Below are 13,364 nucleotides of genomic sequence, written 5' to 3' on the forward strand. Positions count from 1 at the left end.
CTGGTGGTTTATAGACCTACCCAGCAATATTTGTACGAAAACTCTTATTGTCCGCGTTTTCGTTCGTTATCCTTATTAGAGGTTTGGTCGGAACGTTGTCCGCCGGCATTAGTGATACCTTGCTGTTTTTTGTCACTCTTAAGGTCATTGTTCGCGCGGTCAGCGATCGGATTTCCCTGATGGCTGCCTTTGTTTTTAATTTCCTGTTGATTTTTCATAGCTGTATTATTTAATAATTAGGTATTAATACAACCACTGACTATCCTTTAGGTTTTTAAATTTATCAATCTGATTTAATTAACTTTGAGCAATAACAAAAAATAACCAGCCCTGCACATGATATTTAAACGTTTTGCGTTGCTTTCTATTGGTATAATCGCATCTATCCTTACAGCTGAAGCTCAGCAAAAGTCATATATCCAAAGTCTGGATGAACCTAATGCCTGGGTAGATTCTGTCTTTAATAAAATGAGCAGGCGTCAGAAAATTGCACAATTGTTTTTTGTCCGGGCACATACCAATAAAGGTGCTGCCTATGCCGATTCAGTTGGCAAATTAATTCGTAAAGAAAGAATTGGCGGTATTGTCTTTTTTCAGGGTGGACCGGGCAGGCAGGCGGAACTTAGCAACCGTTACCAAAAATTATCAAGAGTGCCCTTATTGGTCGCATCCGACGGAGAGTGGGGACTAGGCATGCGACTGGACAGCACCATATCCTATCCTTATCAAATGACATTAGGTGCGGTGCAGGATAATCAGCTCCTTTATCAGATGGGTAGGCAGGTAGCAGCAGATTTTAAACGAGTTGGGATGCAGATGAATTTTGCCCCCGATGCCGATATTAATAATAACCCAAAAAATCCGATCATTAATTACCGGTCATTTGGTGAGAATAAATATAATGTTGCAGAAAAGGCAGGAGCTTATATGAAGGGAATGCAGGATGGTGGACTGCTCATTACACTTAAACACTTTCCTGGCCACGGCGATACAGATGTAGATTCGCATTATGATCTCCCACAGCTTAAGTTTTCCAAAGCCCGTCTGGATAGTCTGGAATTGTTTCCATTTGAAAGATTGATTCAGGAGGGGGCCGCGGGAATTATGGTGGCACATATGAATATCCCTGCATTAGACCCCACGCCGAATTTACCCTCAACTTTATCCCGGCCAATTGTGACCGGTTTACTGAAACAAGGAATGTCATTTAAAGGATTAGTTGTGACAGATGCCATGGAAATGAAAGGCGTTGTCAAAAATTATAAAGATGGGGAAGCAGACGTATTGGCTGTTATCGCTGGGAATGATATTATAGAGCTTTCTGAAAACAGCGAACGGGCAGTACGGTTGGTGAGAAAAGCAGTCCGCGAAGAACGAATTCCTATAGAGCAGATTGATTCCAGTGTGAAAAAGATCCTCTATGCCAAATATTGGGCAGGACTAAACAGGCAGGATACGGTAAGTACTACCGGAGTATATGCCGATGTTAACCGTCCTGAAAGCAAAATGTTAATAAAGAAACTGGCAGAGTCTTCCATAACTGTCTTAAATAGCAGCAGTCCGATTAAAGCGCTGTCCCCACAAAAGAGAACTGTTATTTTAAGTATCGGTACTAGTGGGATCACTACGTTTCAGCGCGAGTTAGGCACATTCTATAAAAATGCTGTTTATTTCACCCTGGATAAAAATGCCGGTGCAGCAGCAGTGGCAAAAATAAGCCGGGAACTGGATCGTTTTGAACAAGTAATTATTGGAATTCACGATACACATACACGTCCGGGCAATGGGATGGTTTTGAGTGCAGATTTGAAAACACTGATTAAAAACCAGGCGGCACGCCAGAGTATTTTCGCTTTATTCGCCAATCCCTATAATCTGAGCGGGCTTCCAGGGATAGAGAAAAGTAAATCACTGATTGTGGCCTACCAGAAAGAAGATTTTATGCAACAGGCGGCTGCGGCAGTTTTATCGAATAAAGTAATTGCGACCGGTAAACTTCCGGTTACCGTTAGTCCTTCCTTTCCCTACGGGGCAGGCATGTAATAAAAAAAGCGCCTTTATCATCGACAAAGGCGCTTTTTTCTAGTATATTTTGTTGAGGTTCTCCTATTTTTTATAGGTCGCAGGGTCTACAGCAGCGTAAGTCCAGTTTTTAAGAAAGTCTGTAACTTTCTTTACACTATGGCCTTTTCCTTCCTCCAGATAAGCAGAATTCTCGATATGCAGAACTTCGCCTTCTCCGTTAAGAATCACAAAGACCGGAAAACCAAATCTTCCCGGATATTTCAAACGTGCCATAACAGCTTCATTTTTATTTTCGGGGCTATAATTAACCAGTACTTTTTCAAAGTGACTGTCCAGGTAACCTTTGAGTTCAGGATTCGCATTCACCATGTTATGGAATGCGATACACCATACACACCAGTTTCCACCGACCTGTACGAACACATTCTTTTTTTCTGCTTTGGCCTTTTTAATCGCAGCATTTAAATCGGCATCAGCATTTGCTTTCGGATCATAAATATGTACAGCTTCCTTCTTTTGTTGTACTGCTTTGTCCTGTCCGTAGACAGAACCGGAGATCGCCAGAAAGGCGCAAAGAATAATTGAATAAGTTTTCATATCCTGTAATTTGAGGTAAAAGTATGCAAATATGCCTAACTTCACCTCATGCCATTACCTTTAAAGATTTTACAGGCTTCAGCTGGTTCCGGAAAAACTTTCAGTCTGACGGCACATTATCTGACCCTGCTGCTATCGGCAGAAACCAAATACCGCGAGATCCTGGCTGTTACCTTTACTAATAAGGCTACAGAAGAAATGAAAGGCCGGATCATGGAGGTTCTCAGGGGTTTTGCCATCGGAGATAGCGGGGTACAGGATTATCGCGAGCTGGTCTTAAAGGCTCATCCCGGGATGACAACACAGCAATTACAGGAGAAATCCGAGAAAATATATAAAAGAATCTTACACGATTACAGTCGTTTTTCCATTAGCACTATAGATGGATTTGTGCAGAAAGTAATCCGTGGTTTTGCTTTTGAACTGGGGCTGGATTCCGGATATGCCCTGGAAATGAATTTTGAGAAAGTGAAAAATGAACTGGCCGACAAGCTGGACGAACAGCTCGATACTAATCCGGCGCTGCTAACCTGGATTATCGAACTTGCCATGGACAGGATCAGTAATAATATCAGCTGGAACTATCGCGCAGAACTCACAGAATTGGCTGGCGAATTATTTAAGGAGCGTTATCTTCCTTTTGACCAGGCGATTCAGGATCTGGTGCAGCAAACCGATCTGAACGACTTGTTTAGCCAGTACAGTAAACAGACCCGAAAACGGTTAAGAGATTTCGAAGATCAGGTACAAAGTAAAAGCGCAGAAGCGGCTTTACATTTCGAAAACTCAGGTGTTTCTCCCGATCAGCTCAAAGGGAAATCTCGCTCACCATTATTAAATTTGTCCAAAATAGCCGTTGGCGACACAGAAAAGATTGGCAGTCTTGCTAAACTGATCGACGAACCGGAGGAGTGGTTTAAAGACAGTAGTTATGATAGCCTCTATGATCAGCTGAATCCGCGGATCAGGGATCTTTATACTTTCTATCAACAGGAACTGCCCGATTATATTTTGGCGCAGGCCTTTCAGAAAAACCTTTATTATCTGCGATTAATGCAGGAGATGGCAATTTTGCTTAAAACCTACAGGGAGGAAAGTGGAAATCTGCTAATCAGTGATGCGCAAAACCTGCTTAAAGGGATTACCGGAGAGGACGACGATAACCCTGCTTTTATCTGGGAGAAAACCGGGAGCCGTTATAAACATTTCCTGTTTGATGAGTTCCAGGATACTTCGGCCAATCAATGGGCGAATTTCAGGCCGCTTCTAAAAAATGCAATGGCAGAAGCCGATGGGACTCTGATAGATCACCTGATCGTTGGAGATGTGAAGCAGTCCATTTATCGCTGGAGAAATGGTGACTGGAATATCCTGCATCAGCAGGCAAAAAAAGATATTGGTGCAGGTTATGTAGTTGATGCCAATCTCGAAGAGAATTACCGGAGCACGGCAAATATTATCAACTTCAATAATATGCTGTATAAAGCATTACCTATTTTAATGCAGCAGCAGATTAACCAGACCGTCGCCGAACAAGATCAGAATCTGGTTTTACAGGAGTGGTGGAACGAAAAAGGGTATCATCATATTATGCCGGGTGTGTATGCAGAAGCGGAGCAGCAAATGAATCCGAGAACACTTCCGGGTGGCACTATCGATATCCGTGTAATGAGGACAGACGCCGATGGTGCAGCATTAAATAAAACTACCTTCAGGGCAGCGGCACTGGATGGGATGGTTACTACCCTGAAAAGACTTATACAGGATGAAAAAAGATATTTACCTGGCGACGCCTGCGTACTCGTCCGTTCCAATTCAGAAGCTGTATCGGTAGTAGATGCTTTAATGGCGGCGCAGATTAATGTGATTTCCGGCGAAGCGCTTTTACTTGCTAATAATACAGCAGTCAAATTACTCATTAATACATTTCTGGTTATGACAGGGCCGCCGACGAATACAGCCTTATATAAAGCAAACTGTATCAGTCTCTATGCGCAGATCAGGGGAGTAGAAAATGTGCCGTCAGATCTGTTCAGGCTGAAAGATAAAAATCTGGAAGATCTGTCTTCAGTGCTCCCGCCAGATTTGTGTCTGAACTGGAGAGCCTGGATGCAACAACCGCTGGGTGAACTGATGGAGAAACTGCTACGGGCTTATGGCCTGGATAAACCGGAAAACTCCAGTCATCTTCCTTATTTATTTGCTTTAAGGGATCTGGCGGGAAACATAGCCCGGCAAGGAGAGAGAGGCTTAAGTGCTTTTCTGACCTATTGGGAAGAAGAAGGAGGGCGCAAGACACTTCCTTCTTCGGAAAGTTCCGATGCAGTCCAGGTTATCACAATACATAAATCAAAAGGCCTCGCCTTTAAGGTCATTCTGATTCCTTTTTGTAATTGGGATACAGGTGGAAAAACGAATTCAATATTTTGGGTGCCTGCTGCCGGGACCCCTTATGAGGCACTCAGACAGATTCCTTTAAAATATACTGCAAGTCTGGGGCAAAGTGCAGTTGCCATAGCTTATTATGAAGAATTGCTATACAACCAGATGGATGCGCTCAATATGCTTTATGTAGCGACAACCCGGACTAAAGAATATCTCTATATCAGTTGTCTGGGGAAAAAATCTGCCGGACTCACTAATATAGGAGATCTTATTGCTTTCATGCTGCAGGATGATCTTTCAGAGGAGGGACAATTTCTGGTAGATGAACCTGTACCGGTTAAAAAGATAGTAGCGAAAGAAGGTCCCGTAGGCGTCCATTTCCCCGCTTACCCTGTTTCAGACCGGTTGAGCGCAGTGTTTGACGCAGATCTCAAAAGAAAGAAACTTGACATGCTGCTAAATGACACCGCCGGCCGCGAAGGAAGTATATTACATGAAGTGCTGGCCAGGGCAGAAAATGCCGATGAGATTGAGCTGGTATTAGACCAGATGCTGGAAGAAGGGCTGTTCAAAGCGCAGGAGCTGGAAGCTTTCCGTTTACAGGCTTTGCAGGTGCTGGGCAATACGCAATTGGCAGCACTGCTGGAGCAAAGTACAGCCATCAGGAATGAGAAAAGTATTATTGATGCCTATGGTAAGAGCTATCGCCCCGATAAGGTCCTTTTTGCTGGTGACAGGGTCATTGTAATCGATTACAAGTTTACCGCTCAGAAAAGTAAGAAACATATTACTCAGGTACATGGTTACCGTGAGCTTTTGCAGCAGATGGGGTATCCGGATGTCAGCACGTATTTATTTTATGCCAGAATTGGCGAATTAATATTGGTATAAATTGAATGATTTTTAAACAGTCGCTGAATTCATGAAAGCATTTTTAAAAGAAGTTGCAGAAGATCTGAATGCCCGGCTGGGGAAAGACCTGCACCATGCCGCTATTATATTTAACAATAAACGGCCGGTGGCTTATTTACAGCATCATCTTGCCGCGGTGATCGGCAAGCCATTCTGGAGTCCGTCATTTTATACAATACAGGAATTTTTTGCCATGTCTTCCGATCTGAAGGTTGCGGACAGCTTTACACAGTTTTTTACTCTTTATCAGCAATATAACCTTTTATTGAAAGGCGAGGGAGGGAAAGAAATACCGCCGGATATTTTTTATCCTGTCGCCAGAATGATTCTAAGTGACTTTGCACAGATCGATAATGATCTGGTGCCTGCAGACCGTTTGTTTGAAGAACTGGAAGATATCGCTGTGATTGAAAAAGATTTTCAGCACTTGAGTCCGGAGCAACAATTGTTTCTGGAACAATTCTGGACCTCTTATTCTACCGGCAAACAGAAAAAACATCAGGAGCAGTTTATAAAAATGTGGCGGCGGATGCCATTGCTCTATCGTGCATTCCATGAAGAACTGGAGCTCAAAGGAATGAGCACAATGGCCCGGATGTACCGTAACCTGGCAGAAGGTTCTGCTGGAAATTCTGAATTTATTAAACCTTTTATAAAAGGAAAACTAGTCTTTGCCGGATTTAATGCGTTAAGTAAAGCCGAAGCAGTTGTATTTAAACGCTGGAATGAAGCCGGGCTGGCGTTGTTTTATTTTGATACAGACAGTTATTATATGGATGATGAGATGCAGGAGGCCGGACTTTTCCTCCGAAAAAACATTCATCATTTGGGGCTGCCGAATGCACTTGGCGTATCCAGACCGCACATGCGGAGTATGGTTAAAGAAATTAAAGTATTCCGCACGCAAGGACATACAGCGCAGGCAAAATTGCTTCAGCAAGAATTAGAAGTCGATTATCCAGTGCTAGATGCGCTGGATACGACCGGTAAAGTAGCGATCGTGCTGGCCGATGAAAGTTTATTATTGCCGGTATTACAAAGTGTTCCTTCGCATTATATTTATGAAGGTGTAAAAAAGGAATTGCCGCTGAATGTCACAATGGGTTATCCTTTACTGGCTTCTTCTGTGTTCGGACTGGCAGATCTGTGGCTTTCTGTGCAGTCAGCTTATTTACCCGGAAAAAAACTGACCGTAAATTACCGGGATGCGGAAGCTTTCCTTTCTCATCCTTTAGTAGGCATGGATGCTACTCACCGGAATGATGTTCTGAGTAAGATGCTCTTGATGCAGCAAACAGAGATCGGACCTGAGGTCTGGAAAGAGGCTGGAGTACTGGCCGGGATGTTTTTTCAGCCTGCGCAATCCGGAGCAATGGCGATTAAAGGGTTACAGGACATTTTCAGAAATGTTCTTTCTGTACAGCTGGACGCGGGCCTGCTGCGACAAACGGAGGCAGACCTGCTTATCGCAGTAATCACTGAACTAAATAAACTTTTCGATTCACTGAAGGAATACGCCGCTACATTGCCCTTGAATTTTGTACTCTCGCTGATGCAGAAAGCAGTTCAGGGTATTGCTGTGCCTTTGTCTGGTGAACCGCTTGAAGGGTTACAGGTAATGGGTTTGCTGGAAAGCAGAAGTCTTGATTTCGAGCATCTCTATATTCTGGGGGCAAGCGAGGGGATTCTTCCACAGGTTAGTGTCTCACCGAGTTTTATCCCCGACAGCATTCGCAGGGCTTACGGCTTACCTGTTATTGAAAACCAGGATGCTATTTCTGCTTATATGTTCTACAGGCTGCTCCACCGTGCCAAAACGGTCAGCCTGGTATATAACGGACAGGCAGATGACAGTACAACAGGAGAGCCGACAAGATTCTTAAGGCAGCTCGAATTCGAAAGCGGTTATAAGTTCTCCTATTTCGAACAATCCCAACCGGTATCAACCGCGGACCGGAAACACCTGGATATTATAAAGACTCCCGCAATACAGGCAGTATTAAACCGCTATCTGGAAGAGCGTGATTCCAGGCCAATACTTTCTGCAACCGCACTGACAACTTATCTAAATTGTCCCGTACAGTTCTTTTATAAATATATCGCTGCAATTAAAGAGCCTGAGGCTATTGCAGAACAGATGGAAGCAAATCAGGTTGGCTCTATGCTGCATTATTTACTGGAGAATTTTTATTCGGAATTGAAAAAGTCCGGTCCTTATATAACTGCAGATCGGATCATCGTGCAAAAAGAATCCTTGGCGAAGCTTGCAAAAGAAGCATATGCTGCGGTTGTTTTCAAAGATTCACCGCCACCAGTTTTCGAGCCGGGAGGGATGCAGCAGGTTATTTTGGCGATTGTTATGGAATATGCCCGGGTTATTCTGGAATATGATGAGCGTTATGCTCCGTTTAGTTTACTTGCCCTGGAAGATAAGGTTCTCCTAAACTTTCCGTTACAAGTTGCTGGAAAGCAGAAAAGCATAAATTTGCTGGGTATCGTCGACCGGATTGACCAGAAAGATGGCATAACCCGGATTGTAGATTATAAAACGGGACGCGATGAGTTAAATTTCAGTTCCTTGGATGATCTTTTTGATCAGGAGAGTCCAAAACAGAATAAAGCTCTTGTACAGACCCTTTTCTACACTTATGTCTATGAGAAGAACAAAAATATCACAGGGCTAGAGCCGAATTTGTATCTGGTCAGGAAGATGCAGAAGGATGGAACACTGTTCTATCAGATGGTTAATCGCAAAAGGCTGCACTTACAAACAGTAGAACTAGAGCTTCAGAAACAAGATTTTCAGGAGAAATTACAAAATAAACTGGAAGAGATTTTTAATCCGGAAACACCTTTTATACATACTACACAGCCGGAAAATTGCCAGTACTGTCCTTATTTATCTCTTTGCGGCAAATAGAAAATCGGTTCTGCAAGTTCAAATAATATAAAGGGATTGTAATGTAATTAAATCACTACTTTATTATTACGCTACAATAGTTATATTTGCCGGAAGTTAACATTTGAATATACAATGAGAGAGATTCAATTTAGAGAAGCTTTGCGTGAAGCTTTAAGCGAAGAAATGCGTAAGAACGAAAACGTTTTCTTAATGGGCGAAGAAGTTGCGCAATATAATGGTGCATATAAAGTAAGTCAGGGAATGCTGGACGAGTTTGGTGACAAACGCGTTATTGATACCCCTATTGCAGAGCTTGGTTTTACCGGTATCGGTATCGGCGCAGCAATGAACGGATTGGTTCCTATTATAGAATTTATGACGTTCAACTTCTCTTTAGTTGCAATCGATCAGATTATCAATGGTGCTGCAAAAATGTTATCCATGAGCGGCGGTCAGTTTTCTATTCCGATCGTTTTCCGTGGCCCGACAGGAAATGCAGGTCAGTTAGGTGCACAACACTCACAAAACTTTGAAAACTGGTTTGCAAATTGCCCTGGTTTAAAAGTAGTGGTTCCTTCTACGCCTTATGAAGCAAAAGGATTGTTAAAACAAGCTATAATTGATCCGGATCCAGTTATTTTCATGGAATCTGAGGTAATGTATGGTGACAAAGGTGAAGTTCCTGAAGAAGAATATTACCTGCCAATCGGTAAGGCTAATATTGTGAAGGAAGGTACAGACGTTACTATCGTAACTTTTGGTAAAATGCTGACAAGAGTCGTTAATCCGGCTGTGGAAGAATTGACAAAAGAAGGTGTTAGTGTTGAAGTGATCGATTTACGTACTGTACGTCCTATCGATTATGCAACTATCATTGAGTCGGTAAAGAAAACAAATCGTCTGGTTATTGTGGAAGAAGCATGGCCATTGGCTTCAATTTCTTCTGAAATTGCCTTTAACGTACAAAAGAATGCATTCGATCATTTAGATGCACCAGTATTACGTATTACTTGTGCCGATGTACCGCTTCCATATGCGCCTACATTAATCGCGGCCAGCTTACCAAACGCAGAGCGTGTGATCAAAGCTGTGAAAGAAGTTATGTACGTAAATAAATAAGAAATATTAGCAAATGCTATAAAAATCCCGCTGGCCGAGAAGCTGCGGGATTTTTTTTGCTCTTTTTATACCCATTTACCTTTTAATATACCCATTATAAGCCTGCTACTCAAAACATGTTTCGGGTTTGCACACTTATATTGGCCACGAAGAAGTAAATTACATACTGATAAAAACTATGAGTAATCATTCTAAAACTATTGCTGCGGAACTTTCAGTTACTGAAAAACAAGTTCTCGCCACAATTGAACTGCTGGATGAAGGTGCAACAGTACCTTTTATCTCCAGGTATAGAAAAGAAATGACCGGAAGTCTGGATGAAGTGCAGGTTGCGGCAATCCGCGATCGTTTTCAGGCTTTACGTGAACTCGATAAACGCAGGGAGGCTATACTTAAATCATTGGTAAGCCTGGATAAGCTGACTCCGGAGCTGGAGAAAGCTATTCTTGCTGCAGAAAATATAAATGTGCTGGAGGATATTTACCTTCCTTATAAACCTAAAAGGAAAACCCGTGCTTCTGAGGCCCGCCGTAAAGGACTGGAGCCTCTGGCCTTATTACTATTTGAACAGGGTAATCTGGAACCAGAAAATGCTGCTGCAAAATATCTGAGTGAAGAGTTTGCTTTAAACAGTGTTGCTGATGTGTTAGCAGGTGCCAGAGATATTATAGCCGAAATGATCAGTGAGCATACAGAAGCAAGAACAGCTATGCGTATTTATTATCAGCAAAAATCTGTTTATAAATCTTCGGTAATTAAAGGGAAAGAAGAAGAGGGGATAAAATATAAAGATTATTTCGACTGGTCTGAAAATGTAAAGTCGGCGCCCTCGCATCGTGTGCTGGCTATGCGCCGCGGCGAAAATGAAGGGATTTTGCGATTGCAAGCCGAACCAGATGAGGCCGGCGCTGTGGAGATTTTGCAACGTCAGTTTATTAAAGGAAGAAATGCAACGGCGAAACAAGTGGAGCTCGCTATGCAGGATGGATATAAACGACTGCTTGGCCCTGCTATGGAAACAGAGCTGCGCGTACTCACCAAGCAACGTGCAGATGAAGAAGCTATTCGTGTTTTCGCAGAAAATGCGAGACAACTTTTACTAGCGGCCCCTATGGGACAGAAGAATGTGTTGGCCATTGATCCTGGTTTCCGGACCGGCTGTAAAGTGGTTTGCCTGGACCAGCAGGGAAAATTACTGGAGAATACAGCTATTTATCCGCATACCGGACAGGGTAACCAAAAGTCTGCGGCAGAGACTTTACTTAAACTATGTGCTAAACATCAGGTTGAGGCCATTGCTATTGGCAATGGAACCGCCGGACGGGAAACTGAAGTCTTTGTAAGAGGTTTACAGATTCCGGGGGTTTTAATTGTGATGGTCAATGAAAGCGGTGCGTCAATCTATTCGGCGTCGGAAGCGGCACGTGAAGAATTCCCGGAACAGGATATTACTGTCAGGGGCGCTGTATCTATCGGCAGGAGATTAATGGATCCTTTAGCGGAGCTGGTTAAAATTGACCCTAAATCAATTGGGGTAGGGCAGTATCAGCATGATGTCGATCAGTCCAAATTACAACAGTCGCTCGATGATACCGTAATGAGTTGTGTAAACGCAGTTGGTGTTGAATTAAATACGGCATCTAAACAAGTCCTGGCCTATGTTTCGGGATTAGGCCCTCAACTCGCGCAGAATATTGTTAACTATAGAAATGAACATGGAGCATTTAAAAACAGGGAAAGCCTGAAAAAAGTGCCCAGACTTGGTGGGAAAGCTTTTGAGCAGGCAGCGGGTTTCTTGCGTATCCGCGGCGCAGTACATCCGCTGGATGCAAGTGGTGTGCACCCTGAACGATACAAATTAGTGGCGAAAATGGCCAAAGACCTCGGTAAAAACGTAGAGGATTTGCTGAAAGATGTGAATCTGCAAAAAAATATAAACCTCAAACAATACATAGATGAGGAGGTTGGCCTACCTACTTTAACGGATATTATGGCTGAGCTGGCAAAACCCGGTCGTGATCCCAGGGAGCAGTTTGAGGCTTTTAGTTTTACAGAAGGGGTTAACGAAATTAATGATCTGCGTATCGGTATGAAGTTGAACGGTATCGTTACTAATATTACCAACTTCGGCGCATTCGTAGATATAGGTGTGCATCAGGATGGTCTGGTACATACCAGTCAACTGGCGAATAAATTTGTGGCGAATCCAAACGATGTGGTCAAAGTGAGCCAGCAGGTTGAGGTAACGGTTAAAGAGGTTGATGTGCAACGTAAGAGAATCTCTTTATCTATGCGTACGGAAGACAGGCCTTTGCCTAAACGATCTGCAGACTCCGGCGCTCAGCGTACACCGGCATCTACAGGTGAGAGATCAAAAGCATCTGCATCTTCCAGACCAAAACAAACAGCCGATATCCGTCAAAAAACAGAACCGGAAGGAGATTTGCAGCTTAAATTGGCGGCATTAAAAAATAAATTCAAATAGTCAGGTCTTATCGTAATTATGATATCTTTTCAAAGCCAGCCCCATTTATCGGGCTGGCTTTTTATTTTAATAGTCCGGTTGTTTTAATAGTCCGGTTGTTTTAATAGCCAGGATTGCTGTCTGAAGTTGTTTTTTGGCCTTGCAATCCTGGGTTATTCATGTTTTGTTCTTGTCATGGTTGATACTTATGTTAGTGTTGTTCGACTAAACCATGGCTTGGCCCAATTAAACCCCATGTTTGACCCATGGTTGACCCGAGTGAGGTTATCTTTATTCGGGTAAGCATTATTTGGAGCTTTTGGCTGTGGGACAGGACTAAATTCAAACTATATGAATACATCTCTTAGCCCGTGGCTTTGCACTGAGGTTCTTTTGGGAGTAGTTGTAGTTTATTTCTCTCCTGATAACAGATGTGTTTTATTTAATTTAAATCTTTTGAGCATTAGATTATATATTCATACATATATATACTCGCAGTCTCGAATTTTAAATTCTTGGTTGATGACGGGTTTCCAGCTCTGTTTCCGATACCGCAATTATAAATACGGCTTAAGCTTAAATCGGGCAGATTTCAGTTGTTTTTTTGGGGTGGCCACATGTTGTAAATTATACACGATAATTTTATAGCTGAACAACAGTGTTTTAGCGGGATTATACAAATAAGTCGGTAATATTGTTTGGCAGTAGTAATAATTTTCTTACTTTTGCAACCCGCTTCGGAGGAAGGGAAATGTGAGAAGGCAAGAGAAAAAGAGAAGGAATTGAAAGGATGTAAAGGAAGGTTTTAGAAGGCCGGCTTGGGGAGATTGAAAGATCGCCTGTTTGCTATTTAAAGGAAGGAAACTTCAGAGAAAATAAAAAATAAAAAGCTTGCTAAATTAAAAAAGATTTCTACCTTTGCAGTCCCAACAAAAACGGGAAAATGTACGACGGATGTCG

7 protein-coding genes are annotated in these 13,364 nt (G+C 42.7%); 5 read left to right on the forward strand and 2 right to left on the reverse strand.

Going from position 1 to position 13,364, the window contains the following annotated elements; translation table 11 throughout:
• Nucleotides 1-44: 44 nt before the first annotated feature.
• Nucleotides 45-218: a hypothetical protein gene (locus tag BLR53_RS19980; protein WP_169741365.1), complete on the reverse strand. Its 174-nt coding sequence runs from the start codon at nt 216-218 to the stop codon at nt 45-47.
• Nucleotides 219-336: 118 nt separating this feature from the next.
• Here BLR53_RS19980 and BLR53_RS15070 point away from each other — a divergent pair, with 118 nt between their 5' ends.
• Complete coding sequence (locus tag BLR53_RS15070; protein WP_074590856.1) at nt 337-2,043, forward strand: glycoside hydrolase family 3 protein; 1,707 nt, start codon at nt 337-339, stop codon at nt 2,041-2,043.
• 63 nt (nt 2,044-2,106) lie between these two features.
• On the opposite strand, the gene BLR53_RS15075 is transcribed toward BLR53_RS15070, so the two are convergent.
• Nucleotides 2,107-2,622, reverse strand: a complete 516-nt coding sequence (locus BLR53_RS15075; RefSeq protein WP_037438997.1) for a thioredoxin family protein — start codon at nt 2,620-2,622, stop codon at nt 2,107-2,109.
• A 48-nt stretch (nt 2,623-2,670) separates the two neighbouring features.
• Between BLR53_RS15075 and BLR53_RS15080 the strand changes: the two genes are divergently transcribed.
• The 4 genes from BLR53_RS15080 (at nt 2,671) to BLR53_RS15095 (ending at nt 12,425) form a co-directional block, all read left to right on the forward strand.
• Complete coding sequence (locus BLR53_RS15080) at nt 2,671-5,898, forward strand: UvrD-helicase domain-containing protein (RefSeq protein ID WP_074590858.1); 3,228 nt, start codon at nt 2,671-2,673, stop codon at nt 5,896-5,898.
• A gap of 31 nt (nt 5,899-5,929) precedes the next feature.
• Nucleotides 5,930-8,839 (forward strand): PD-(D/E)XK nuclease family protein, encoded by a 2,910-nt coding sequence (locus BLR53_RS15085; RefSeq protein WP_037438993.1) that lies wholly within the window; start codon nt 5,930-5,932, stop codon nt 8,837-8,839.
• A gap of 114 nt (nt 8,840-8,953) precedes the next feature.
• Nucleotides 8,954-9,940 (forward strand): pyruvate dehydrogenase complex E1 component subunit beta, encoded by a 987-nt coding sequence (locus tag BLR53_RS15090; protein ID WP_074590860.1) that lies wholly within the window; start codon nt 8,954-8,956, stop codon nt 9,938-9,940.
• A 178-nt stretch (nt 9,941-10,118) separates the two neighbouring features.
• Nucleotides 10,119-12,425 carry a Tex family protein gene (locus BLR53_RS15095; protein WP_037438989.1) on the forward strand — a complete coding sequence of 769 codons (2,307 nt, stop codon included), beginning with the start codon at nt 10,119-10,121 and terminating at the stop codon, nt 12,423-12,425.
• The last annotated feature ends 939 nt before the right edge of the window (nt 12,426-13,364 follow it).

It is taken from the genome of Pedobacter antarcticus (assembly GCF_900103515.1).
Classification (GTDB): Bacteria; Bacteroidota; Bacteroidia; order Sphingobacteriales; family Sphingobacteriaceae; genus Pedobacter; species Pedobacter antarcticus.

Excerpts from the sequence above, each read along its gene's own strand:
- BLR53_RS19980 (WP_169741365.1), bottom strand. The coding sequence starts at position 218 with ATGAAAAATCAACAGGAAATTAAAAACAAAGGCAGCCATCAGGGAAAT.
- BLR53_RS15070 (WP_074590856.1), top strand. The coding sequence starts at position 337 with ATGATATTTAAACGTTTTGCGTTGCTTTCTATTGGTATAATCGCATCT.
- BLR53_RS15075 (WP_037438997.1), bottom strand. The coding sequence starts at position 2,622 with ATGAAAACTTATTCAATTATTCTTTGCGCCTTTCTGGCGATCTCCGGT.
- BLR53_RS15080 (WP_074590858.1), top strand. The coding sequence starts at position 2,671 with ATGCCATTACCTTTAAAGATTTTACAGGCTTCAGCTGGTTCCGGAAAA.
- BLR53_RS15085 (WP_037438993.1), top strand. The coding sequence starts at position 5,930 with ATGAAAGCATTTTTAAAAGAAGTTGCAGAAGATCTGAATGCCCGGCTG.
- BLR53_RS15090 (WP_074590860.1), top strand. The coding sequence starts at position 8,954 with ATGAGAGAGATTCAATTTAGAGAAGCTTTGCGTGAAGCTTTAAGCGAA.
- BLR53_RS15095 (WP_037438989.1), top strand. The coding sequence starts at position 10,119 with ATGAGTAATCATTCTAAAACTATTGCTGCGGAACTTTCAGTTACTGAA.